Raw genomic sequence first — 25,833 nt, 5'->3', positions numbered from 1 at the left:
GGCATTCTCTCTACATAGTGGAATGACGGAAGCTCCGGAAACGGAGCTTTTGTGCTGAATGGGGCTCTGAACCTAGACGGAAAAACATACTTGGAGGGAAACATGTCCAGGTTAACATGCAAAATGTATACAGGAGGTTAGAACATGCGAGAATCAATCGGTATCATTGGTGCAATGGATGAGGAAGTAGAACTTCTCTTGGCTGGTATGAAGCAACTAGAGACAGTAAAACAAACCGGTATTACCTATGTTGCAGGCGAATGGCTGGGTAAGCAGATTGTGGTCTGCAAATCAGGCGTGGGTAAAGTAAATGCGGCTGTGACGACACAGATTTTGATTGATCGTTTTCAGGTTAACCGTATTATTTTCACAGGTGTCGCGGGTGCAGTTAATCCAGAGTTGAATATTGGAGATATGGTCATCTCGTCCGAATGTGTACAGCATGATATGGATGTAACCCCACTTGGATTTGAGCGCGGGGTTATTCCTTACCAGGAGACGTCCGCCTTTCCAGCGGAAGCATCACTTATCGAGTTAGCTGAAGAAGCCTGCAAAGCGCAGGAAGCGAACTATCTGATCGGCAAAGTGCTGTCAGGAGATCAATTCATTGCAAGCAAGGATACGGTGAAAATGCTGTATACCGAAATGAATGGGGCATGTGCGGAAATGGAGGGAGCTGCCGTAGCGCAAGTGAGCTTCATGAACCGTGTACCGTTCGTTATACTTCGCGCAATGTCAGACAAAGCAGATGGATCAGCACATGTGAACTTTGCCGAGTTTACTGTGGAGTCTTCCCAGCGCTCTCACCGTATTGTTGAACATATGCTGGAACATATGTAACCCCATAAGGTATACGCATGTTGAGCATGATAAAGGCTTAAAAAGCAACAAAAACCGCTTCTTCGTTGCAGATCATCCATGATGAACCTGTTCGCGGAGAGGCGGTTTTTCTATGTATACGTATTCGGAATCATCCATGTGAATTCGTGATTAGTACATAAAACGATGGCGGAATCGCACGCGGTCGAACTGTTCTTCCGATTCCAGGGGTACTTGGCTTCCAATGCGGACCATGAGGCAGTTTGCCGGATGTGAACAAATCTCGGGATCATCGGTGGCGTACCAGGTCATGTCTACGGTTTGCATCAATTTTTCCATCATCTTGCGGTAATCCCATACGGAAAGGCCACTGCCCTTCAAATCCCAGTGCCAATAATATTCCGTTGTGAATATGATATATTTCTCCATCTGTCCATTTTCAAACGCAGTGAGCAGCATTTCGCGCCCAATCCCGAGAGAGCGATAGGAACCCGCAACCTCAATGGCGCCCAGCTCAATTAGATCAGTCATATTGCCTTCCGACCAACGCTCGCATTCATCTGCATAATGGAAAGTCACATAACCGACAATGGTCTCATTTTCCCGCGCTATTATGATTCGACCTTCGGGTAATGCGGCAATTTCGGCCAATGCCTCCTGTTGTTCCGAAGGGCGCCGGAAGGCATCCAGATCGGAATGAAATTCAAGCTGCGTAATCGTCGCGGCCTGAACTGGTCCCTCAATGATGATTCGGTGGCCGGACTTGAAGATGGAACGCATATGATGCTCCTTAATATGCTCCATAGTTCATGCTCCTCTCTCCCCCTACTTATAGCAAAAAACCAAAAATTTGAAAAGCCATAGACGATGATTGAAAAGATTTGCTATAATTGCGTAGACAAAAAATGTTCACAATTCAACTGCAGTTTGGGTTCATCGGTTTGGCCTGGCAAGTACATGATGAGAAGTTCTCTCTACTAATGTAAGCGCTAACTGGAAGTTCAGTCAACACAAAGGCAATCAGAAGTGACCCATATTGGGAATCGAAATGTCGAGTTGAAGGAGGCTGGCAAGCATGAGTCAAGCACATGGTGAGATGCTGCAAACGGTTGTGTCTGAATCTAATCTGGGCGATTACACGGAGGCCCGAAGCCAATTTGATTGGGAAACGGTTGAAAGGCACTTTACGTGGCACGCCAGCGGGAAAGTCAACATGGCGCATGAAGCGATAGATCGTCATGTGCTGGAAGGAAGAGGCGGAAGAACGGCGCTATTATACAGTGATGCTTCTCGTGAAGAGGCATACACGTTTGCTGACTTGAGTGAGCAGTCGAGTCGCTTCGGTAACGTTCTGCGCAAATATGGTATTGCTAAGAGTGATCGTGTATTTATTTTTATGCCTCGCAGTCCTGAGCTCTATTTTAGTCTGTTGGGCATATTGAAGGTTGGGGCTGTTGCAGGTCCGCTATTTGAAGCCTTCATGGAAACTGCGGTGAAGGACCGGCTGGAGGATAGCGGAGCTGTGGCACTGGTGACGACCCCTCAATTGCTGGGACGAATCAAACGTTCCGAATTGCCTGAACTGAAGCATATTTTTGTTGTGGGTGGCGGTCCGCAGACGGAAGAAGGACTCATCGACTTTGATGCAGAGATGTCCGCAGCTTCGGATGATATGGAAGTGGAGTGGCTGACTCGCGAAGACGGTCTGCTGATTCACTATACTTCCGGCTCTACAGGCAAACCGAAAGGTGTATATCATGTGCAGAATGCGATGATTCAGCATTATTACACCGGCAAGGTTGTACTCGATTTGCGTGAGGATGACGTATACTGGTGCACAGCCGATCCAGGTTGGGTAACAGGTACCTCCTACGGAATTTTTGCACCGTGGTTGAATGGTGTGACCAACGTTATTCGTGGAGGACGTTTCAGTCCGCAAGACTGGTACAGCACCATTGAGAAAAATAAAGTTAGCGTATGGTACAGTGCGCCGACGGCTTTCCGCATGTTGATGGGAGCAGGCGAAGAGACCATTGCCCAGCATGATCTGAGCAGTCTCCGTCACGTTATGTCTGTGGGTGAGCCACTTAATCCCGAAGTTGTCCGTTGGGGCTGGAAAGCCTATGGACAGCGAATTCATGATACCTGGTGGATGACGGAGACGGGTGGACAATTAATCTGTAACTACCCGGGCATGCCAATTAAACCAGGTTCCATGGGTCGTCCATTACCAGGAATTGAAGCCGCCATTATTGACGATCAAGGACAGGAACTGCCGCCATACAGTATGGGTAACCTGGCTATTCGTACTTCCTGGCCGTCCATGATGGCGAAGATCTGGAATAACCCGGCCAAATACGAGGAGTACTTCCGACTTTCTGGCTGGTATGTATCCGGTGATTCCGCTTATATGGACGAAGATGGCTACTTTTGGTTCCAGGGCCGGATTGATGATGTCATTAACTCTTCAGGCGAACGCATTGGCCCCTTTGAGGTGGAGAGCAAGCTCGTAGAGCACCCTGCGGTAGCAGAGGCGGGCGTTATCGGCAAACCGGATGTAACCCGCGGAGAGATCATTAAGGCCTTTGTGGCACTGCGTGAGGGGTATGAGCCGACACCTGAACTGAAGGAAGAGATCTATCGGTTTGTAAAAGAAGGCTTGTCTGCCCACGCCGCTCCGCGTGAGATTGAGTTTAAGGATAAACTGCCCAAGACTCGCTCCGGCAAGATTATGCGCCGTGTGTTGAAAGCTTGGGAGTTGGACCTGCCGACAGGTGATCTATCGACCATTGAAGACTAAAGAGTAAACCAGCGGATACAACGTGCCTGCATGTCCCATGATTCCAATTCAAAGCCTGATCCGTATCTCATTGCGGATCAGGCTTTTACTTTTGGGTATCAATGAATAACAAAACCCCATCCTCATGATGCGAGAATGGGGTTAAGAGTGGAGTCATGATAACTCTGTATTACGGTTGGAAATGCACGGCTCCTGACGGCTCAGATTCGCCTATGCTGTTGCTAGCGGATACCTTGAACCATCCACTGGTAGATGCAGGTACTCCGTAGTCCATGGAGGTACCTGAAGTTGTGCCAATTTTGGTGTAAGGGGCTGCCCCTGTCTCACTAAAATATACAGCATAACTTTGAACGCCATCCGATTCCGGATTGGAGGCCCACTGAATACGCAGTCCTTGGGAAAGCGCCGACACGCTCACTTGGCCAGGTGTAGCCGGAGCCGTAGTTGCGGCGTTCTCATTCTGGGAATCTTCCGGTGTAACGACTGTACCTGGAACATTAATCGGTTCATTTATTTCTTCATCTGAAGGAGGCTCTACTATTCCTGCACTGCTAACTGCTGCGCTAGGAGCAGACTCACGACCAGCTACATCCACTGCTGTAACGTAGAACGCAAAGTTTCCACCTTGTGCATATGCAGTAAATGATCTGGACTCACCTGTCAGGACAACCTGCCCCTGATTCTGGAATCCGGCGCCATTTACTGAGCGATACAGGCGATAACCAACCACGTCACTTTCCGGTGTTGCATTAAACGTAATCACGGCGTTCCCATTGGCGACGGAAATTCTCACATTGCCTGGTGCATCTGGTGCTTTGCCGTTATCCGTTCTTGGATCGACCTGTGTCGGCATGTCTGAATCGGCATCTTCCGGCAGGTAATACGCAAGTGATTCGTGACGACTCATACGTGAGAATGCACTTTGCAGTTCCTTGATGAGATCAGAGATCGGTTTCTTACGCTTGACGACGGTTTTCTCTTTCGTCATGTCTCCAGGCGTTTCATCACGCGGAATGTAGTTCACACCATTGTAAGTGATATATTTGGCTTTTGCGACGCCATCATCGCTATCCTTCGGCACAAACTTGCTATTGAAAATATCAGTGACAAATCTGTCAGTCAGAGATGTTGGCAATTTGCCGCTATAAGCGGATACGGTTCGTGTCTCGATTCCGGATGGTTTTTTGAACGAATCGGTTACAAACATTTCTTTATCTGTAGCGATGACTTGATTCATAATTTGCGTCCACAGCTGCTGTGCACGTTTTTTCTGTGATCTTGTCTCCAGCGTGTTTATCGGCTGTTTGTATCCAACCCATACACCCAATGTGACATCCGGCGTATAGCCTTCAAACCAGACATCGGCATAGTTTTGGGTTGAACCCGTTTTGCCTACGATAGGCACACTCTTGGAGTACTTATAATTTTCACGAACTTTATCTGCTGTACCTTCCGTAATAACGGTGCGAAGCATATCTGTCATCAGGTATGCCGTCTGTTCTGAGAAAGCTTGAACAGGTTCTGCATCATGTTTATATACGATATTCCCTTTTGAGTCTACAATTTTGCTAATCATATAGGAATCATTGTACACACCATTGTTGGCAATGGCTCCATAGGCATTGGTAAGCTCTTCAACGGTAACACCGTACTGAAGTCCTCCAAGAACACCAGTCTGGGCTTGGTAGTCAATCGGTTGGATGGTGGTAATCCCAAGCTTCTTGGCGAAAGCCCATGATTTGTCGATACCAACATCTTCGTTGAACAGCTTCAGCGCAGGAACATTCAGTGAGTAGTTGAGTGCTCTACGGGCAGTCACAAGTCCCTGGTAGCGATTGTTGGCATTTTTCGGAATATGGAATCCGGTCTGGCCGTCCTTCAGAATTATCGGTGAATCATCAATAATGGAAGCCGGTTGAACCAGTCCTTCATCCAGTGCAGGCAGATAAGCAGCAATGGGTTTCATAGTTGAACCAGGCTGACGCACCATCTGGGTTGCATAGTTCATCTGTTCATCCTGGAAATCACGGCCTTCAATCATGCCGAGAATGGCGCCTGTTTTGTGATTGATCAACATGGCAGCAGTCTGTTCTTTTCCCTTCACGGGATCGTCAGCAGCGAAATTACTGTCATCTTCGGCAATGGTACGCATCGTTTTGTAGATACTCTTGTTGATAGTCGTGTAGATACGATATCCGCCTGTACGCAATTGCTGCTGAGCTTCTTCCAGCAGAGCACTGTTTTCTTTTTGCGGTGTATCGGCATCCGTATCCTTGGCTGTATCCGCATTGGCATCAGTGCCGTCAGCTTTATCCGAATTCAGTTGCTTCATTAAAATCTGTGCAGCTTGTCGTTCCGTTTCCATCATAAGGTATGGATAAGTATTGTAAGCTTTGATGGTTTTGGGTGCGAGTGAACTCTTGATGTCAAAAGCAAGAGCTTCGTCATACTCGGATTGATTAATTTTGCCCAGTTCCAGCATACGGCGCAAGACCAGATGCTGACGATTGATTGCACGCTCAAAATTGTCCTCAACAAAGTCGCCTTTTCCATTAAAGGCAGAGTAAGAGGAGGGGAGCTGAGGCAATCCTGCAAGATAAGCAGCCTGAGCTGTGTTTAATTTGCTCAAATCATTAATATTGAACAGTCCTTTGGCAGCTGCCTTGACTCCATATACATTATATCCACTGGAGCCGTTACCAAAAGGAACCTTGTTCAGATACGCTGTCATAATTTCGTCTTTGGTCAGGAAACGTTCGAGTCGGAGCGAAAGTAATATTTCTTTCACTTTCCGATCCTCGGTTCGATCCAGATTGAGGAATACACGCCGAGCCAATTGTTGAGTCAGTGTGCTTCCGCCGGTTTGAACAGATTCTTTCAGCACTTTCTGTTTCACGGCACGGAGCGTTCCGCTCATGTCTACACCTTTATGTTCGTAAAAATGATTGTCTTCAATCGAAATGACTGCATCAATAACCTTCTGCGGGATCTGGTCAAAGGTGACCGGACGCCTATCTTCTTCTGTTCGTAATTGACCGATCGGGCTGCCGTCGGCAAAGTAAGCAAAGCCTGTGATGGAGTTTTCGCTGACTTTTTGTTCAATCAGCGCCCTTGAACGGACAGGTTCGTCTTTTACAATGGAACTGACGTATCCCATCAGAGCACCGCCTACAAATAGTACCCCCATGAATCCCAGGACAACCATCCATTTGACGAAACTACCCAGTCTGCGGGCAAAACTGCGCTTGCGGGCAGGCTGTTCATCGGGTTGTTTCTTATTAACATCAACCATTCAGTGTCTTCCTCCTTTTAACAGCACTTATTATAGCATAAAAAGGCTGGTTTGCATGCCTGAGAAATACAAGCAATGGTCGAAAATTGCCATTCTTTCTTGGATTATAATATATATCATGCGGAATTGAATTACATATCATGAGAAGTCGTGGAGAATTTCAGTAAAACGTGGAAGCATTGAGTGTCCGAGAGTGGACGTAAATAGATGTACTATGTATAGGAAGGAGGCCATATCCATACATTAGATGCAGGTACGACCTCCTTTTTTGCTCTTTGTTTCTCTTGAAATAAAAAAACAGCTGCCGAGAAAATCTCGGACAGCTGTTTGGTGTGAAGCTTAATGAAATTCCAACGATTAACGGTTGTAGAATTCGACGATTTGTTTTTCGTCGATGTCTTGGGACAATTCCGAACGCTCAGGCAAACGGATAAATTTGCCTTCCAGAGCAGTATCGTTGAATTCTACGTATGCCGGAAGATGCGGACGGTTTTCCAAAGCTTCCTTAACGGAAGAAAGACCGCGGCTTTTTTCACGCAGGCTGATAACGTCGCCAGTGCTTACTTGGTAAGAAGCGATGTCAACTTTTTTGCCGTTTACAGTTACGTGACCGTGGGATACCAACTGACGCGAACCAGCGCGGGAGTTAGCGAATCCAAGGCGGTATACGAGGTTATCAAGGCGGCTCTCAAGCAAGAACATGAAGTTTTCACCTGCGATACCTTGCATTTTTTGCGCTTTAGCAAAGAGAGTGCGGAATTGCTTCTCGCCCAAACCGTACATGTGACGCAGTTTTTGTTTTTCTTGCAATTGCATACCGTAGTTGCTGATTTTTCTCCGTTGGTTAGCTCCGTGCTGACCTGGAGGGAAAGGACGTTTCAATTCTTTGCCTGTTCCGCTCAGGGAAATGCCGAGGCGACGGCTCAATTTAAATTTAGGACCAGTGTAACGTGCCATGTTTAAAGTAGCTCCTTTTTAGTTAAAGTTCATATAGGGCTCTGTTTGCGCTCCAATTTGTTGATGCGGGCTAAGCCACGCATAGAACGATCAGGAAAGTTCAGCCGCTGTCCTGAAAGCAACAAAAAGAATGAGGGTGACACAACCGGTAATGCCCAAATTTAAAGACCCATTAGTAGTCTTCATCAACAATTTATTTTACAGTTTACTAGAACCAAAGTCAAGCCTGTGATAAAAGCAAAAAAACGTCTAAATTTGTCGATAGGTCCTTAGGCCCAAAATAATGGGACAATTTTCTGAAATATGGATGCAAAAATGCTTTAAAGAGAGTAAAATAGATTGTATCTTAACTTTAAATGATCTTGTACATTAAGGTTATCGCATAGAATTTGCAGGTTTGCGATAACGTCTGCAGATTAATGCATCCGAGTGGATGCAAAAACGGTGCAAAGGAGCGCCTGACATGTTAGAACATCTAAGAAGTAAACCAGCCAGCTTGAATTCGCGAAGTTCGGGCGATTCCGCATCTTCTGCCGCTCCTCACGAAGCGCATGTATTCTGGATGCAAAAAATGGACATCACACCTTTTGATTTTTCATATTTGGGAAGCCTGCTGCAACAAGCATACACCGACTGGCATTTCCAACGGCGGCCACACTCAGACAGATCATCGATAATATACAACGTATGGAATACAGAAGGGATCTGTATGGGGCAAGGGATTGAAGGGGCTCCATTGCTCGATGTACATTCGACTGTGATGCAATGCCTTGAAACGGGACAGGCTCAGTCGTTACGTGGAACCACTGAAAATGGAGAGTACCATCTAATGGCTGAACCTCTCTTCTCCAGGACAAACAAGGATATGTTTGCTGTCTTCACTGCTGTAACCTACGAGCAAAATCGAGATGACACGTCTGAAGCCGTTGTTCGATCGGAGGCATTGCATTATCGTACCTGCTTTTACCGAAGATTTGAATACATATTTATGACGGATCTATTACATGCTCATGAACAAACGGCCCGTGAAGAGCACCGAAGGTCGATTCTGTTCCAAATCGTTCAACGGATGCATGACAAAATGGATGTGGACGCCATATTGGATGAAGTGTTTGACAGTATTGACTACTTATATCCAACAACCCGAATGACATTGTATATGTCTCAGGATCAGAGCAGTCTCAACCCTCGCATTAAACCGTTGCTTGTTCATGAACGTGGAGAAGACATCTGTGTACAATCGTTTATGGAAGGAAAGCTCATTGTTGTTCGATCGGATGAAGGTGAACATCGTATTCTGGAGGTTGGCCTTCCTCTAAAAGGTAAACAAGGGATCTATGGTGTATTTCATATTGAGATGAATGAGGAGTTAATGGAAGATTCCGATCTGCAACTCATTACGATGATGGCGGATACAGCAGGAACTGCTTTTGAAAATGCCAAGCTGCACGAGCAATCGAATATGTTGATCCAGGAACTTCGTCTAATCAACGATCTGACACAACGTTTGAACAAGAGCCTGCAGCTAATGGAGATCTATCAATTCTCCGAGCAGGAGTTGAAGGACATCTTTCAGGCTGAATCATGTTGTATTCTTCAACTGAATGACAGTACGGATCACTTCGAAGTGATGTCATCCAATGTGAATGAGATATGTCGCAAATCGTTTCCAATTGATTATGGAATAGCAGGGTTGCTGTATCAAACCGAAGAACCGCTCATCCTATCCAATTATGCGAAATACGATAGAGTGTCATCGGTCTTCATGGATCTTACCGGCTCGATGTCATTGATCGCTTCACCTGTTCGGGTGAATGGTGAAGTGAAGGGTGCCATTTTGCTGGGGCATCCGAAAAAGCAGTATTTTTCGTACGATAATTACCGTTTGCTGCAGATGCTGTCCATTCATATTGGACTTGCTCTCTCCAATGCAACGCTTCACGCCGAGGTACGACGTTTGGCAAACCTGGATATGCTGACGGGACTATATGTGAGGCATTACCTGGATAGTGTGATCCATGAACGTCAGGCTCATGAATTCTGTGGCTCACTGGTTGTTGTGGATATTGACCAGTTTAAGCAGGTGAATGACACGTTTGGGCACCAAACAGGTGATCAGGTATTGAAACAGGTAAGCGACATTGTAACAAGTTCCGTCCGGCCTGAGGACATCTGCGCCAGATGGGGCGGGGAAGAGCTGGCCATCTATATGCCTCAGATTGGTGCTCGTCAGGCACTGGAATATGCGGAAATCATTCGCACCAGGGTTGCTGAAGAAACAAGGCCTTCCGTAACCGTATCCAGCGGTATTGCCGAATGGAACTGGATGGATGAGAAGGTTAGTGTGGAATCGTTATTTTACCGGGCTGATATGGCCTTGTATGATGCGAAGCATGGTGGTCGAAATCGGATCGTCATGGAAGAACAGGAAGTTACACGTTAAGAGAGGACTATTCCGATTGCGGAGTCGTCCTCTCTTTATTTTTTTGAAGAGGCGATGCCAAAGGAAGGAAGTATAAGCAAATAAGGGAGGGGCAGGCTATGGAGAAAGTTTGATGGAAAGGTGGAATAGAACATGTTGAACCGTCGGTATATACGTGGGCTATTGTTGATTCTGAGCATTGTTGTGTTGTGTGCTCCTGGTTGTGGATTGTTAGAGCGAGATCGAACTCCTGAGGAATTATTTTCACTGGCTTTATCAGGAATTGCAGGTAAAGAAAAGCTGAGTTTTGATGGGGAAGCGGGATTACGACGCGAAAGCAACGGGCTGTTCGAAAATCAGTTTAAATTTGAGGGCAAGCTGGAGGATCATGACCGCTTGACCTTGCAAACGAGGCTGCCTGGAGCTGTGACTGCTGCCGGAACGGGAGTAAAAGGAGTAAATGCCGCCGCTGTTAACAATAACGGGCAACCGAGTGGATTCAGTGCAACTTTTGAACGCAAACAAGGACAATGGATGGCTTTAACTGCCCAACATGAGCCCCTGCGCGGATCGCTGTCCCGTTTTAATCCCATCGCTCAAATGGAAAGTATCGATCGGTTGAACAAAACGATAAAGTCAGAGTACGGTTCAGGCCGTCGAACGAAAATACTGCGAATTGAACTCGCACCAAAAGACGCCAAAACGTGGGCACTCGCGCAGCTTGACGACGAGATGAATGCGATTCGGGCAGAGTATATGCATAAGGCAACTACGGTTAAGGGAGGTAGTCAGGAGAAGCTGGAGAAGGATTTGAACAAAGTGTGGGAGCAAGGGGAAACATCGATGCAAGAGATGATGAAACAGGCCGAGGTACAGACGGTGTATCATCTAACTGTAGATCGGAAAACTAGCTTGCCCTTGCGACTTTCCTCGGAAAGCCAGGTGAGCTATAAGGACATGAACAGCAAAAGGAACAAAGAAGCTCTTGTCACGGATGTAAACTTCAGGGCTTATGAATAGATAAGTTGCGGGGCTGCCTGCTGACGGGATCGTTGTAGCGTGCTACAATAGTATCGTAATTTACCGTTGTTCAATTCAGGAATAGCGGATGACAGGAGGAGTTTACACGATGAAGGATCCAAGAATTCAGAAGCTCGCAGCCAATCTGGTGGGCTACTCTGTAGATGTACAGCCCGGCGAGAATGTGCTGGTTGAGATGATCGGCACGGAGCGTGATCTGATTAATGCAATTATTGAAGAAGTAGGCAAAAAAGGCGGTAACGTCTTTGTACAGCTGACTGACAAAACAGTACAGCGTGCCATGCTCAAAAATGCGACAGAAGAAATGATGAAAACCTGGGCAGAGATCGATCTGAACCGGATGAAACAAATGGATTGTTACATTGGTATCCGTGCAGGGGAGAATGTGAATGATCTGTCCGATGTACCGGAAGAGAAAATGAAAATGTACAATTCACTTTATTCCCATCCGGTACATAGCGAGCAACGGGTAAAACATACAAAATGGGTTGTGCTTCGTTACCCGAATGCAAGTATGGCACAGCTGGCGAATACAAGCACAGAAGCGTTTGAAGATTTCTACTTCGACGTTTGTAACCTGGATTACGCTAAAATGGACAAAGCACAAGATTCATTGGCTAATCTGATGAAACGCACGGACAAAGTGCGTATCACTGGACCAGGAACAGACCTGAGCTTCTCCATTAAAGATATCGGTGCAGAGAAATGTTCTGGCCAAAAAAATATTCCGGATGGAGAAGTGTACAGTGCCCCTGTACGTAATTCAGTGAACGGAACGATTAGTTATAACGCGCCAACGCTGTATAACGGCATTACTTTTGAAAATATTAAATTCACCTTCAAAGAAGGTAAAATTGTTGAAGCAACAAGCAACGATACAGACCGCATCAATGAAATTCTGAATTCAGATGATGGCGCGCGTCATATCGGTGAATTCGCAATTGGATTTAATCCACATATCCTGCACCCGATGAAGGACATTCTGTTTGATGAAAAAATTGCAGGCAGCTTGCACTTTACGCCAGGCCAAGCATATGAAGAAACAGATAACGGAAATCGTTCCTCCATTCACTGGGATCTGGTGTTGATCCAGCGTCCAGACTACGGTGGTGGCGAAATTTATTTTGATGATGTATTGATCCGTAAAGACGGTATTTTCGTTATTCCTGAGCTGGAATGCCTCAATCCGGATCGTCTGAAGTAGGAACAGTATTTTGCTGTTGCTAGGAAAGCGGATTCACGGTATCATGTAGTGGTAATTAATAGATGATACCAAAAGTGAAAAGACGGAGGGATTCCTATGTCGAGTAATAACGCAGCGGTAGTTGAAATTGCTCAAACAGCGAGCAAATTTACTTCTTCAATCGTACTTCATTCAGAGAACAAGTATATCGATGTAAAAAGTATTCTCGGACTGTTTACAACGCTGATCAGCACGCACAGCTATGAACTGCACGTTCATGGCCCGGATGCAGCTGAAGCCAAAGCAGCTATGTCAGAAGTATTTGCCAAACATGGACTGAATGTAAGTATCGCATCCGAGTAATGGCACTAAGAAGCATCTCTGCCTATTATGGCAGAGGTGCTTTTTTTTGCATGAGATAATTCAGGTGTACGGCAAGACCTCCGTAAAATAGGGGGATTAGGCAGGAATAAAGCTCTTCATAATCTATGGTTATTTTGGTCAGGTTCTTGTATTAGCTCCTGATTTCGTCTAATATTAGAGGTAGAACGTCTTTACGCGATTTTTGGGACATAGGGGGGAAAAATGCATGACTTCATCTGATCTGCAGGACCAGTTGCACTTGAAAGCGATCAGTCTTCTTCAAGAAGATGCAGATAAAATACAGAAGCTTATTGAAGTACAGATGGAGAATCTGGCTACCCGCTACTGCCCTCTCTATGAGGAAGTATTGGATACACAGATGTATGGGTTCTCCAAGGAAGTCGATTTTGCTGTTCGTGCAGGGCTTCTTCCAGAAGGTGCTGGTAAGCAGCTGGTAAGCGCGCTTGAGCGGAATCTGGCGATTCTATATGAAGCTTTGAACAAGAAGAATGAGCAATAGCCTGCAATAGCGTGGGTCAGAATAGAAGGCATGCAGGTGTTTGCATGCTTTTTTTGTGCGCCTGAATTGGAACAGCTCGTCTGATGTGGTTCAGGCAGAGGGAAAAAAGAAAAAACAGCCTGGAAATGCGATTTCCAGGCTGCCTTTTACGCGCTATTTTTTGTCTATCATTTAGGATCATGGGAGTACCGTTATACCAGGAAGAAAGATACACCCAAAATAACATACACGACCATTAGGAGCAGACCTTCGTACCAGTTCGTTGAACCGTCCTGGGTGATGGACTTGGCGATAAATACGGCTACACCAATGGCGACCAGCTCAATCGTTGTAAACACAATGTCCATCGTTCTGCCTGTAAAGTAGCTGACAAAAACGAGCACAGGGGCAACGAAGAGTGCGATTTGCAAACTGCTGCCGACTGCGATCTCCACGGCGGCACCAATTTTGTTTTTCATGGCAAGCATGATGGCTGCACTATGTTCCGCGGCGTTACCGATAATGGCAACGAGGAACGCACCGACGAACAGTTCGCTGAGTCCGAATTGTTCAGTAAACACCTCAAGGGTGCCAACGAGCCATTCACTGACGAAGGCAACCATGACGGTTGCAAGAACAAGATAGAGAATTGATTTTTTCTTAGACCACTCGGGTGCATGTTCATGCGGCAATTCTTCATCTTCATCCACAGTGACATCTGCGAGATAGTTCTTGTGTGTAACCATGGAGAACACTAGCCACGCTATGTAGGCAAGGATCAGCAAGCCTGCGACAATGAGACTGAGTGTATTCGTATCCTTCTGTGTGATGGAATGGGTATTCAGGAAGACGGCTGGAATAAACAGGGCAATGATGGCTACAATCATCAGAGAGCCGTTTAGACCGGCAAGGGATACATTATAATTCTGAATTTTGAACTTGAGTCCTCCGGCAAAGATACTTAGACCAAGCACCAGCAGCAGGTTACCGATAATGGAGCCTGTCAAACTGGCCTTAACCATGTCGAACAATCCTTCTTTGACGAGGAAAATGGCGATGATCAATTCGGCGGCATTGCCGAATGTAGCATTCAAAAATCCGCCTAACCGCTGTCCGGCATAATGGGCTACATTTTCGGTGGCTTTGCCTAAAAAACCGGCCACAAAAATAACCGAAATGGCTGAAATGACGAATTGCAGAATCGAATCCCATTTCAAGTAGTGGGCGACGGCGCTGAGTGCAAAGGTGGCAATCAGCAAAATGGATGAAATTCGGTTTCTCACAACAAACACCTCGGTAACTTATTATTTTGTTTTAAACGATATTACTAAACACTTATGAGATTATTTTCATATTTCAATATAACCAAATCATGGTAGGTTGTAAACGCATCTTTTTGAGTTTAATTTGCTTTTTGGGGTCGAAAGGATTTAAAATACGAGTAACGAAGTGAAGGAGGATGTGGCATGGCAGAACAACTTCAACTAGAGGGCGGAAACATCCGGATTGCCGATGACGTAGTGGCGAAAATTGCCGGAATGGCTGCGATGGAGACACCCGGAATTGCCGCAATGTCTGGAGGATTGTCAGAGGGCTGGGCCAAGCGCCTGAGCGGTAAAAACGTACAGAAAGGCGTAGGCGTGGAGGTCGGCCAGCTGGAAGCAGCCATTGATCTGCGCATCATCGTTCTGTACGAGACACCGATTCATGAAGTTTCCCGCATGCTCCAGCAGAATGTAAGAGAAGCGGTAGAGACCATGACCGGGTTACGTGTTGTTGAAGTCAATGTAAAGGTAGAAGGCGTATCTTTCAGAGGCGACGATCTGTAAAATTTAGCAATCCGTGATGGAAGAACAGCGGTATATTGACCTGGTTCTTCATCTAGATAGACAACACCAAAAAGACTTCGCATCGAATTCGATGCGAAGTCTTTTTCTGTTTCCAATACATTACCGAATTCGGCGAATGGATTCACGTGAACGAAGTGCGGGAGAGGTACGGGATGTCTGAACCGTCACCGACTTCGTTTTCTCTTCCTTGATGACGTCCAAATTATTGGTGCGCGAGATGCTGAGCAGGATTCCCATGGCCACCATCATCACAAAGAGTGAGGTACCGCCGTAACTGATGAACGGAAGGGTAACCCCTGTCACCGGAATGGTCTGAGTTACGCCCCCAATGTTAATAAAGGCCTGGATCGCAATTAATCCCATAATACCAATACCAACCAGCGTCCCAAATGGATCGGGACAGCGAAGGGAGACGATAATGCCTCGCCAGATGAAGTAGAGGTAGACCAACAGAAACAGAGCAGTTCCAACAAAGCCGAGCTCTTCTCCAATTACGGAGAAAATAAAGTCGTTATAGGCATTTGGCAAATAATGCAGCTTCATTGTACCTTGTCCGATTCCGGAGCCGGTTATGCCTCCATCCCCGATTGCAACAAGGGAGCGATAGAGGTTAAGGCTTCCACCTGTTTTGTCGGATAAAGGATCAAGGAATGCCTGAATGCGCCCGATTTTATAGTTCTGTGCAGCTTCCGTAGTAGTGGTGCTATCTGCAGTATCTGAAGAAGACATGGAAGAAAACAAGGCGTTCGCTCCAAGCGCCAATGCTGCTCCCAACACTACCAATAAAATGGAACCCATAATGTGTTTCATACTTGCTCCACCCGCATAAATGACCAGTCCGCACGTAGAAACCAGAATGAAGCAGGTACCAAAATCAGGTTGCAGCATAATCAGTCCTGCAATGAACCCGACAATGACCAGCACGGGAATATATCCTGTCCTAAGATCCCTGAACCGTTCACCTTTTTTGGTGATCAGCGCTGCAAGGTACAAAACAATGGCGATTTTGGCAAATTCTGCAGGTTGAATACTGAAGCCGACAATTTCAATCCAGCTTCGGGCACCGTTTACCTTCTTGCCTGCAACCAATACAATTAGTAGCAGTACCGTGGTGAGTAAGAAAAATGGTGCATAAAGTTTTTTGTATTTGTTAAATCGGATATTCATGGCAAAAAACATGCCCACTAAACCGATAACCGCCCACATAAGTTGTTTTTTCGTGAAGAACAGGGCATCATTGTTAAAACTTTTGTTTGCAATTGCAATGCTGGAACTGGAGCTGAACACCATCACCAGTCCGAAGCCCACCAACAATAAAGTGAGGATTAGCAGTTGAAAATCCGGCGTGCCTCTCTTCGTTTTCGTTTGGGCCGTTTGTTGTTTCATGGTTCGGCCCAGCCTATGCTTCCAGCAGTTCTTTAAGCTGCTGTAGTTTTTGGGCCGCCAGCTTCACGACTGGCTGCGGTACGGTAGAGTCATAATCCAGACCATGTGGAAAGGTTGCTTTTCCAAGATAAACAGCTTCAACTGCGAGAACCGTATCCGGTTTTTCGAGTTTGCCATCTATCGCACGGGTATTAATACGTACAAAGTATTCCGCTTTGGTTTGTTCATCTTCAATTTTGTAGTCATATGTAGCACGATAATATTCCCATTGCCACCGGACAAATCCGACTTTCTCGGCGCTCTCATCCAGGTATGCCAAGTCGCTCTTCAAGCCATCCAAGCCTGTATTCTCAAAAATCATAAGCGTCTGATCCTCCTCATAAGCTTCCGAGAGTATAAATCTCGTTCTTTTCTCTAGTTTATGATAGTATGTTTCCCCTTCCCGTGCAAGCTTTCAAGCGGTCATTCGTATCGGTTTTCTTCCAATTCTGCTACAATATACAGCAATAGGTTTCAAGAGGAAGGTTCGGGCTTGATGAAAGTCCCGTATAGAGAGCGAAAGGATGGAGAGACATGACAAATAATATATGGTGGAATGACCTGCAAATCCACATGGTAGAATGGCGTCGTCATCTTCATCGGAATCCTGAGGTTTCCTTTCATGAGGAGAAGACATCCTCTTTTGTAGCGGGTATGCTGGAGAGCTTTGGCGTTGAAGTGAAACGGCACGTTGGCGGACACGGGGTTATAGGTACCCTTCGTGGGGACAAGCCAGGGCCTGTCGTAATGCTTCGTGCAGACATGGATGCACTTCCGATCCAGGATGAGAAGGACGTTGAATATGCGTCACAACAAGCAGGAGCCATGCATGCCTGCGGCCATGATGGTCACATGTCCATTTTGCTAGGCACGGCACTGTATTTCAGTCGCCATAAACATGAAATCAAGGGTGAGATTCGCTTTTTGTTTCAACCTGCAGAAGAGTTGCTTCCAGGTGGTGCGCTCAAGGTCATAGCTGACGGCGGTCTTGAAGGGGTAGATGTCATCTATGGTATTCATCTATGGACCCCGCTTCCAGTAGGCGTAGCTGCGAGCACACCAGGACCGATGATGGCAGCGGCAGATGACTTTTATATTGAGATCAAAGGAAAAGGTGGACATGGCGGCATGCCGCAATCCACGGTGGACAGCCTCGTGGCTGGTTCAGCCCTTGTGATGCAATTGCAGACGGTTGTCAGTCGCTCGGTGGATCCTTTGCGTCCCGCAGTGTTGACGATTGGCACAATGCAGGCGGGCTCAGCACAGAATATCATTGCCGAGTTATGTAAAATGACGGGTACAGTGAGAACCTTCGATGAAGAGACGCGCAGTATCATGAAGGAACGTGTGCATACGATCGTGGCTCAGACCGGAGAGATCTATGGTGCCGAGACGAAGTTGAACTATATTATGGGATATCCTCCTGTCGTGAATGATGAGCAGGAAACGGAACGATTCTTCAAGGAAGCGGTAGATGTATTTGGTGCAGAACATGTACAGAAGTCACCGATGTTGATGCCAGCTGAAGATTTCGCTTATTACCTACAACAGATTCCTGGCTGCTTTATGTTTGTAGGAGCAGGCAACCCGGAGAAGAATGCCATCTATCCGCATCATCATCCCAAGTTTGACTTTGATGAGGATGCCATGCAAAATGCTGTGAAACTATTTATAGCAATGGCTAAAGGATATACAGCCGAATGATCTGAGTATAGTTGGGCATCCTATTCATACCAAGGTATGAGCAGGGTGCTTTTTTTGTTAGGTCTTTATAAAGCTTAAGTTAAGGTCGAACTGTTGTATTATACAGGTTCAATTTCGGAAGAAACCGGAACTGGACTTTTTGTGATGCCTGTTATTCGGAAAAACATATAACTCATTTTCAAATTAGGGAGGAAGCGGAATGGAGAAAACGGACGCCTGTATTGTCCAGCGTGATTTTACAGTATTGCTTGAAGTGGGACATCCTGGATTTGACCAGGCCAGAGCTCAACTAGGAATGTATGCCGAACTGGTGAAGACACCTGCAGCTTTTCATACATATCGCATCACTGCGTTATCACTGTGGAATGCCGCTGCACTCGGATGGAGTGCTGATCAAGTGATAGCAAGTCTGGAATCAGTGTCTCGTTGGAATGTTCCTGCCGCCCTGATTCAAGATATCCAAAGAATTATCCATCAATATGGGAAGCTGCAATTGAAGCCACAGGCAGATCATGGGAGAATGCGTCTCGTGAGTGAAGATGAACGATTGCTGGATGAATTAAGCAGTATGAAGACCATCTCGGCTTTTCGGATGGAACGTGTCGATCCCCATGAGCTCATACTTGGCGGTGAGCAACGCGGATTGCTGAAGCGTGAACTGACTCGTTTGGGTTATCCGGTGCTGGATTACGCGGGATATCGAGAAGGAACAAGTCTTCCGTTTGAATGGCAAGCGAATACTCAAAGTGACAGTTCAGAAGGATTCAGGTTACGCCCTTACCAGCGAGATGCAGTGGATGCATTTGAAGGTAGCGAAGGCATGGGAGGAAGTGGTCTGCTTGTTCTTCCCTGCGGTGCAGGCAAAACGGTTATTGGGATGGCGGTATTGGAACGTTTGCAATGTGAGTGCCTTATCTTAACATCGAACACCACATCCGTGCGGCAATGGATTCAGGAATTACAGGACAAAACAACGATAAAGAGTGAACAGATTGGTGAGTATTCTGGTCAGAAAAAACAGGTGAAACCTGTGACTGTGGCTACTTATCAGATTCTTACACATAGAAAATCCAAAGATGCTGATTTTACCCATATCAAATTGCTCAGTGAACGTCAGTGGGGACTCATCATTTATGATGAGGTCCATCTGCTGCCAGCACCTGTATTTCGGGCTACTGCAGATATTCAGGCTACAAGAAGACTGGGGTTGACAGCAACATTGGTGCGTGAGGATGGCTGTGAACAGGATGTATTTTCGCTAATTGGTCCGAAACTATATGACATGCCGTGGAAAGAATTAGAGCAGCAAGGCTGGATTGCGAATGTACAGTGCCAGGAAATACGCATCCCGTTCACTCCTGAACTACGATCAAACTATTTGGAAGCGGAGGTGAAGCATCAATTTCGCCTTGCAGCCGAAAATCCGGCCAAATTAGCTGTGATCAGACGGATATTGGACCATCATGAGGGGACGCCAGCGCTTGTCATCGGACAGTATTTGGATCAGCTTGAGAGCATTGCCCGGGAAATTGCAGCGCCGCTCATATCGGGTTCGATGTCCCAACAAGAGCGAGTGAAATGGTTTGCAGCGTTCCGGCGTGGTGAGATCAAAACGATTGTAGTATCCAAGGTTGCCAATTTTGCCGTAGATTTGCCGGATGCTGCTGTGGCACTTGAGATATCTGGAAGTTTCGGTTCAAGGCAGGAAGAAGCCCAGCGATTGGGTCGGATCTTAAGGCCGAAGTCTGGAGAAAATAAAGCTTATTTCTATGCCCTTGTATCCGAGGATAGTAAGGAACAGGAGTTTGCATTACGTCGTCAGATGTTTCTGGTCGAACAAGGATATGAGTACAAAATTGTTCATGAATTGCAATGAAAAGGCGGGTTACATCTCTACTTAAAAATAATGGGAAAGGCCTGAGAAGCAATGCATACACAAGGTAATCTGGATGTGAATTCATTAAAAGAGCTTTCATGCGTTGAAAGAACGGTACTTGGTGTGATTTTTTGCAAATATGCCGGACAACCCTTTTCCAACATGCTGACATCAGCAGAGTGGGCTACAGATGGTCTTAGCAGAGCTGAAGCGGTGATGGCGTTTATAGCGCTTCGGCATAAAGGCTGGATCAAAGCTGTGCGCAAGTCTTGGGGAGAACGTCTGTATTACATACCGGAATCACTACTTTCTTTGTTAACCATTGCTTATGCAGCACGGGTTGGTCAGTTCGCTCAGCAGAAGTTGAATGTATTACAGGATGAAATGAAAATAGATAAGTCCATATCCAGTAATGAAGTCCAGAAAGTGAAGATTGTTCGAGAGGGAAAGCCGGATATTGCTGCAGAGCTTCTTCATGTATTGGCTTGGATGGTAAGAGAAAGTCAAGCTCAAGGAGGACTCCCATTAACAAGTAAAGGAACTATCCACAAGAAAATGGTGCAGAGATTAAGTCGGATGACGGTTTTGGGCCCTGAAGACTTCACCGAACTAGGTATTCGCTACGATCATGCGGATGTGTATCCAGTCCATGTGGCACTTGTTATTGATTTGCTGCTCAGTCTGGGTTTGATTGAAAAGGTGCATAATCGGATGCATGTGTCATTTGATCGTCTTTATCACTGGTTAACGTTGTCGTGGTCTTCAATGCACCGAGAAATCTATAGCGTATGTATGGACCGATATGGTATAGCGGAGCCTAAACTTCAACATTTTCGTCATCAATTGCTGATGTTTGCTTCACAGGAAAATGAATGGTTGAGTATTCCAGTAGGAACTATAGACCATGACGATCTGGAAGAATCAATGGAAAGTAGAGAGAGTGGAGGTTCTTCAGGATCCTTCTTAACACATATCCGGGGTTGGCTCGATGTTCTGGCAGGTTTGGGATATGGTGAGGTTGGTGAGTCAGTGGCGGGAGAGCTTCTATATCGCTGGCAGATTGACCCGGGAGTTTTATTGAACTTTGTGGATCATGTGGAAGAACATGCGGGAAAGAATACCATTTTTGTACAGCCTGACTTTGAAATTATGGTTCCGCCAGATGTAACTCCCCAAGTCCGCTGGAATCTGGACATTGGTGCAGAGCTTGTGAGTCGAGATCGAATGTCCATATATCGCATAACAAAGGAACGAATCATCGCTGCATCAGAGATCGGTCTTACAGCTGATGTAATGATAAACTTCCTTAGACGGTATGCCGGTTCGGGAGTGCCTGAACATGTGGAGCTAGCGATCCAGCAGTGGGGGCAGGATGCAGACAGACTTGGCATGGATGCTGGGCAGAATGTTGATCAGGATGAATCGGTGGATAAAGTTAAGAAAAAGGATATATGGATATATGAATCGAGAAGTGAATTACCTGAGGAGTTGAACGGGATAGAGTCGAAGGCAATTGCAGATGAGTCCATTGTCGGAGCAGATGAGTTCAAAGACGGACTTGAGGTGCAGAAGGAACTCTTTTATATTCGTGGAAGGGTAGGGCTCATTCAAGGTGACTCCAAACTTCACACGTATGAACAGGATCATTCCATCACGGAGCAGTCGGGTCTGTTTCCCGGATACGGAGAGATCCCTGAGATGTGGCATAACGAGTGGCGAGGGTATCATGTATCCACAGCTCGTCAGATTGCTGCGAAAGCCATTGAATGGCAGACAAAACTGGGTCTGAAGCTGGACAGCAATATCGTTTATGTTATCCCCGATCAGATTCAAGGTCATGAAGATTGGACACTAACAGGCTGGTCCATATCGGAGGATGATACAGATCCCGCAGAACGCCGTACTTTTTCGCCTAACGAATGGAACCAGATACGCTTGATTATTCCGGACCATGCATAAACTTGATCGACTTTGCCAAAGCAGATCGCCTGTTCCCTTTATTTCTATTTGCAGGAAAAACTCTTCTTAACTTTTCGGGGATATGATATGATGAAGTAGTCTACGTTAAGTAGAACTTTATATATAGATAGGATGAATTTCATGAGCGTAGCGGAAATGAACACGGTCGATATGGCCCAAGTGTTAACGGGCGCATATGAACTGGGCGACATGATTAACCAATCAGCCGAAGTATCGGATTATTTATATTGGAAGCAGCAAGTGGAGACGAACCCTGAAATTCAGGCGGGAATACGCAAGCTGGACGCCAAAAAGGAACTATTTGAAGAAACCCAGCGTTTTGGGCATTTTCACCCGGACTATCACGCCGCAAAAGATCAGGTTCAGGCTTTAGAGCTTGAATTGGAACATTTCGAGGCGGTAGCCCGCTTCAAACAGGCGGAGAAGGCATTGGACGATATGTTGTTCCAGATGTCGGAGACGATTGCATTCGCCGTGTCAACGACCATCAAGGTACCGAGCAATGATCCGAATCCGAAGGGCGGCTGCGGTAGCGGAGGCAAGTGTGGTTGTAGCTAAGATTTGATAAGAAAATAAATTCATGACAGACCGGACCTTTCCGAGGATCCGGTCTCCATTATAGAAAGGCGGGGAAAATGATGTTTGCGGAAAGGACAGGATTCATTATATGGGTCAGTGATTTGAAAGCGGCTCGTAATCTCGAAAAGTATGGTACCGTTCATTACATCTCCCGCCGTATGCATTATGTCGTCATGTATGTTAATGCAGAGCGGGCTGAAGATACGATGAAAAATGTGAACAGACTTTCCTATGTGCGCAAGGTCGAACGTTCCTACCGGAATGAGATTAAAACAGAGTATGCTAGCAAAACGATGGACAAAACGAGTTTTTACGGGATATAACAAAAATGGTTTGCGAATGTGCAGTGAACTTGTTGCACTGAACATTTCGAAACGATTAACCAGAGGGGCCCTTCGGGGCCGCTCTTTTATTGAATTAGGCATAAACTGGATTTTGTGAAAAAATCTGAACTTACGCCTTGAGGTTGCGGGACTTATGTTGTAATATATTGGGTAAATAAATAGATAGAAAGTCCTATCTGGTGGAGAGTGATTCCCATGCGTGATAAGGTGATGCAACGTTGGAGCACGTACGAGCCTTTTTTCGTGGCTCTTGGAGACAAAAAAGTGGCCGACATCGTCATTACCAATCATGCCAAGATGCGGTATGCAGACCGTATTGAGCCGGCACGTAATGATGATGACCATATTGCGGCATGGTTATGGGAGTGTCTGAAGCAGGACCGTATTACACCATACTACCGTAATGAGCAGGATGTTTACCTGATCGACGAAGATCTGGTCGTGGTTGCTGAATTTTCCGAACTTGAAGGGGAATATGACATTGCTGGCAATCCGCTTCATAAGATGATTGTTGTTACGTTTCTGGGGAAAATGTCCGAGACGATTGAACTGCGGGATTTAAAATCGTATTATTCTTGGCTAAGACATTCAAGACGAATGACTCTTGTCAAGAACAGTCGCAAGCATAAGTAAGTTTGGAATAATCCATATTTTCGAATTGATAGATTCAGGCTACATCGCATGCAGACAAGCTGCATGCTTTTTTTGTTGGAATTCAGGAAATCGGCTACAATGGGGAAAGCGTACAGAAGAGGGGCGAAGATATGAATTTTCATCAATTGCATATTTTTTATACCGTAGCAGAGAAGGGAAGTTTTTCAGCGGCTGCGCAAGCACTACATATGACACAACCTGCGGTGACGATGCAGATTCAATCACTTGAGGATTATTTTGGGACCAAGCTGCTGCTTCGTTCTACCAAGAAAATAGAATTATCCGAGGCGGGGCGGACATTACTGCCTCATGCCAAACGCAGTGTAGAGTTGGTCAGACAGACAGATGAGGCGATGTCCGCGTTTACACAGATGCTTCAAGGGAGATTGCAGCTCGGGGCAAGTTTGACGATTGGTGAGTATGTGTTGCCACGAATGCTGGGTCCTTTTGCTCGTCAATACCCTGATATCTCGATCGTTATGAAAGTGATGAATACTACGCAAATTATGGACGATATCTTGAAACATCAGCTTAACTTTGGACTGATTGAAGCGCCAGTAAACCACCCGGATATGATTGTAGAGCCGGTCATGCAGGATGAATTGAAGCTGATTGTTCCGGCAGGGCATGCTCTGGCAGACCGTGGAAAAGTAGAGCTTGAAGATGTGCTGAACTACGCATTTGTGTTGCGGGAAAAAGGCTCGGGTACCCGTCAGGTGATGGAAGATCAGTTGCAGAAGAGAAATATTGATCCGCAGGACATGAATGTGGTGATGGAACTTGGCAGTACAGGGGCTGTAAAATCCGCCGTGGAAGCGGGTGTGGGTATCACGATGTTATCCCCGTCGTCGGTTCAGCATGAACTGGCCCTTGGACTGGTTCATATCGTGGATATTCGTGGACTTGAGTTCAAACGACAGTTCTACGCCATACATCTGAAATCTTCATTGCTTCCCTTATCAGCAGTAGCTTTCCTGAATTATTTACGTCAGCATGAGAAGACAACATCAGAAGGACGAGCGGAATAAGAGGGTCATATTTATTTTAAATCCGTGCTGCTAATCATTTGATATAAAAAGGAGCTGTTGTTCATGCATCAAATTAACGGACGTTGTGATCTTCATACCCATAGCCAAGCGTCGGACGGAATGCAGCCACCTGCCGAGAATGTGAAGCTCGCCAAACAAAGAGGACTGTCTGCGGTTGCGCTGACAGATCACGATACAGTAGCAGGTGTAGCCGAGGCACAGCGGGCTGGCCGTGAGTATGGGATTGACGTTGTGGCAGGGGTAGAGATCAGTACCCGCGCGGGTGGCAAGGATATTCATGTGCTGGGGTATTTTGTGAATACAGAAGATGAGCAATTTCTGGAGCGACTGCGCGGGCTTCGGGAAGCGAGGGAAGAACGTAATCATCTGATCATTGCCAAGCTGCAGGAGCTTGGACTTGAAATCAGCTGGCAGGAGGTCATTGATGGCCTTGGCCGACCGCTGGAACCGGATGAAAGCATCGGTAGACCTCATATGGCCGATGTGTTGGTACGGAAAGGATATGCTGCTGATATGAGGGATGCGTTCAATCGTTATCTGGCTGAAGGCCAACCGGGCTTTGTGTCGGTCCCCCGAGTTGCACCGGAAGATGCATGCCAGTGGATTAAAGATGCGGGTGGTGCTGCTGTTATTGCCCATCCTGGTTTATACGGAGACGATGAATTGGTTCGTCGCATTCTGGTGGACTCCCATCCTGACGGTATTGAAGTGGTTCATTCGGATCATGGACCAGAAGAAGAGCTCAGATATGCGGAGTTGGCACGGGAATTTGGGCTCATTCAAACAGGTGGTTCGGATTACCATGGTGTAAGACAAGGGGTAGTTTTCCACGGGGATCTGGGTAGCAAAACCGTAACCATTGATGTACTCGATAAACTCCGGGCTGCAGCCGGAAAGTCTTGATTCGGTGCAAAACGGAACGGGGAAATAATGAAAGGACATAGAAATGGGATGAGCGTTAGTCGCTAGCCATGTCTCTATGTCCTTTTTAATTGC

General features: G+C 46.3%; 22 protein-coding genes. 16 read left to right on the top strand and 6 right to left on the bottom strand.

Features of this window, described 5'->3' with window-relative positions; translation table 11 throughout:
* The first annotated feature begins 144 nt into the window (after positions 1 to 144).
* Positions 145 to 840 (top strand): 5'-methylthioadenosine/adenosylhomocysteine nucleosidase, encoded by a 696-nt coding sequence (locus tag ACDJ58_RS19900; protein WP_413372557.1) that lies wholly within the window; start codon positions 145 to 147, stop codon positions 838 to 840.
* Positions 841 to 990: 150 nt separating this feature from the next.
* On the opposite strand, the gene ACDJ58_RS19895 is transcribed toward ACDJ58_RS19900, so the two are convergent.
* The gene (locus tag ACDJ58_RS19895) at positions 991 to 1,623 is read right to left on the bottom strand and encodes a GNAT family N-acetyltransferase (protein WP_413372556.1); all 633 of its coding nucleotides are present in this window, start codon (positions 1,621 to 1,623) and stop codon (positions 991 to 993) included.
* A gap of 271 nt (positions 1,624 to 1,894) precedes the next feature.
* Between ACDJ58_RS19895 and acsA the strand changes: the two genes are divergently transcribed.
* Positions 1,895 to 3,619, top strand: coding sequence for an acetate--CoA ligase (acsA, locus tag ACDJ58_RS19890; RefSeq protein WP_413372555.1), 1,725 nt, complete (start codon positions 1,895 to 1,897; stop codon positions 3,617 to 3,619).
* Between the two features lie 169 nt (positions 3,620 to 3,788).
* Here the strand turns inward: acsA and ACDJ58_RS19885 are convergent, their stop codons facing one another.
* The gene (locus ACDJ58_RS19885) at positions 3,789 to 6,911 is read right to left on the bottom strand and encodes a transglycosylase domain-containing protein (protein ID WP_413372554.1); all 3,123 of its coding nucleotides are present in this window, start codon (positions 6,909 to 6,911) and stop codon (positions 3,789 to 3,791) included.
* Positions 6,912 to 7,268: 357 nt separating this feature from the next.
* Positions 7,269 to 7,868 carry a 30S ribosomal protein S4 gene (gene rpsD / locus ACDJ58_RS19880; RefSeq protein ID WP_413372552.1) on the bottom strand — a complete coding sequence of 200 codons (600 nt, stop codon included), beginning with the start codon at positions 7,866 to 7,868 and terminating at the stop codon, positions 7,269 to 7,271.
* A 463-nt stretch (positions 7,869 to 8,331) separates the two neighbouring features.
* On the opposite strand from rpsD, the gene ACDJ58_RS19875 reads away from it, so the two are divergent.
* The 5 genes from ACDJ58_RS19875 (at position 8,332) to ACDJ58_RS19855 (ending at position 13,397) form a co-directional block, all read left to right on the top strand.
* A complete protein-coding gene (locus tag ACDJ58_RS19875; protein WP_413372551.1) occupies positions 8,332 to 10,311 on the top strand; it encodes a diguanylate cyclase in 1,980 nt (659 codons plus the stop codon).
* A 132-nt stretch (positions 10,312 to 10,443) separates the two neighbouring features.
* Entirely contained in the window at positions 10,444 to 11,310 is an 867-nt protein-coding gene (locus ACDJ58_RS19870; RefSeq protein WP_413372550.1) for a hypothetical protein, read from the top strand.
* 109 nt (positions 11,311 to 11,419) lie between these two features.
* The gene (locus tag ACDJ58_RS19865; RefSeq protein ID WP_413372548.1) at positions 11,420 to 12,535 is read left to right on the top strand and encodes an aminopeptidase; all 1,116 of its coding nucleotides are present in this window, start codon (positions 11,420 to 11,422) and stop codon (positions 12,533 to 12,535) included.
* A 96-nt stretch (positions 12,536 to 12,631) separates the two neighbouring features.
* Positions 12,632 to 12,877: an HPr family phosphocarrier protein gene (locus ACDJ58_RS19860; RefSeq protein ID WP_024631140.1), complete on the top strand. Its 246-nt coding sequence runs from the start codon at positions 12,632 to 12,634 to the stop codon at positions 12,875 to 12,877.
* 226 nt (positions 12,878 to 13,103) lie between these two features.
* A complete protein-coding gene (locus tag ACDJ58_RS19855; RefSeq protein WP_024631139.1) occupies positions 13,104 to 13,397 on the top strand; it encodes a YlaN family protein in 294 nt (97 codons plus the stop codon).
* Positions 13,398 to 13,588: 191 nt separating this feature from the next.
* On the opposite strand, the gene cax is transcribed toward ACDJ58_RS19855, so the two are convergent.
* On the bottom strand, positions 13,589 to 14,659 hold the full coding sequence (gene cax / locus ACDJ58_RS19850; protein WP_063565584.1) for a calcium/proton exchanger: 1,071 nt from the start codon (positions 14,657 to 14,659) through the stop codon (positions 13,589 to 13,591).
* A 183-nt stretch (positions 14,660 to 14,842) separates the two neighbouring features.
* Between cax and ACDJ58_RS19845 the strand changes: the two genes are divergently transcribed.
* Positions 14,843 to 15,205, top strand: coding sequence for an Asp23/Gls24 family envelope stress response protein (locus ACDJ58_RS19845; RefSeq protein ID WP_024631137.1), 363 nt, complete (start codon positions 14,843 to 14,845; stop codon positions 15,203 to 15,205).
* A gap of 120 nt (positions 15,206 to 15,325) precedes the next feature.
* On the opposite strand, the gene ftsW is transcribed toward ACDJ58_RS19845, so the two are convergent.
* Together ftsW and ACDJ58_RS19835 are read right to left on the bottom strand one after the other, a co-directional pair.
* Complete coding sequence (gene ftsW / locus ACDJ58_RS19840; protein ID WP_413372546.1) at positions 15,326 to 16,612, bottom strand: putative lipid II flippase FtsW; 1,287 nt, start codon at positions 16,610 to 16,612, stop codon at positions 15,326 to 15,328.
* Positions 16,613 to 16,625: 13 nt separating this feature from the next.
* Positions 16,626 to 16,973, bottom strand: a complete 348-nt coding sequence (locus tag ACDJ58_RS19835) for a YugN family protein (RefSeq protein ID WP_413372544.1) — start codon at positions 16,971 to 16,973, stop codon at positions 16,626 to 16,628.
* A gap of 212 nt (positions 16,974 to 17,185) precedes the next feature.
* On the opposite strand from ACDJ58_RS19835, the gene ACDJ58_RS19830 reads away from it, so the two are divergent.
* The 8 genes from ACDJ58_RS19830 (at position 17,186) to ACDJ58_RS19795 (ending at position 25,740) form a co-directional block, all read left to right on the top strand.
* Complete coding sequence (locus ACDJ58_RS19830) at positions 17,186 to 18,355, top strand: M20 family metallopeptidase (RefSeq protein WP_413372543.1); 1,170 nt, start codon at positions 17,186 to 17,188, stop codon at positions 18,353 to 18,355.
* 199 nt (positions 18,356 to 18,554) lie between these two features.
* Positions 18,555 to 20,231, top strand: coding sequence for a DNA repair helicase XPB (locus ACDJ58_RS19825; protein WP_413372542.1), 1,677 nt, complete (start codon positions 18,555 to 18,557; stop codon positions 20,229 to 20,231).
* A gap of 51 nt (positions 20,232 to 20,282) precedes the next feature.
* A complete protein-coding gene (locus ACDJ58_RS19820) occupies positions 20,283 to 22,190 on the top strand; it encodes a helicase-associated domain-containing protein (protein ID WP_413372541.1) in 1,908 nt (635 codons plus the stop codon).
* A gap of 141 nt (positions 22,191 to 22,331) precedes the next feature.
* Positions 22,332 to 22,769 (top strand): YlbF family regulator, encoded by a 438-nt coding sequence (locus ACDJ58_RS19815; RefSeq protein ID WP_076288222.1) that lies wholly within the window; start codon positions 22,332 to 22,334, stop codon positions 22,767 to 22,769.
* A gap of 80 nt (positions 22,770 to 22,849) precedes the next feature.
* Positions 22,850 to 23,113 (top strand): YlbG family protein, encoded by a 264-nt coding sequence (locus tag ACDJ58_RS19810; RefSeq protein WP_063565591.1) that lies wholly within the window; start codon positions 22,850 to 22,852, stop codon positions 23,111 to 23,113.
* A 216-nt stretch (positions 23,114 to 23,329) separates the two neighbouring features.
* Positions 23,330 to 23,767: a hypothetical protein gene (locus ACDJ58_RS19805; protein ID WP_063565592.1), complete on the top strand. Its 438-nt coding sequence runs from the start codon at positions 23,330 to 23,332 to the stop codon at positions 23,765 to 23,767.
* Between the two features lie 131 nt (positions 23,768 to 23,898).
* The gene (locus ACDJ58_RS19800) at positions 23,899 to 24,816 is read left to right on the top strand and encodes a selenium metabolism-associated LysR family transcriptional regulator (RefSeq protein ID WP_413372540.1); all 918 of its coding nucleotides are present in this window, start codon (positions 23,899 to 23,901) and stop codon (positions 24,814 to 24,816) included.
* A gap of 63 nt (positions 24,817 to 24,879) precedes the next feature.
* Positions 24,880 to 25,740: a PHP domain-containing protein gene (locus ACDJ58_RS19795; protein ID WP_413372539.1), complete on the top strand. Its 861-nt coding sequence runs from the start codon at positions 24,880 to 24,882 to the stop codon at positions 25,738 to 25,740.
* The last annotated feature ends 93 nt before the right edge of the window (positions 25,741 to 25,833 follow it).

It is taken from the genome of Paenibacillus taichungensis, assembly GCF_047302525.1.
Lineage (GTDB): Bacteria > Bacillota > Bacilli > Paenibacillales > Paenibacillaceae > Paenibacillus > Paenibacillus taichungensis_B.
This window is presented reverse-complemented; position numbering and strand designations above follow the sequence as displayed.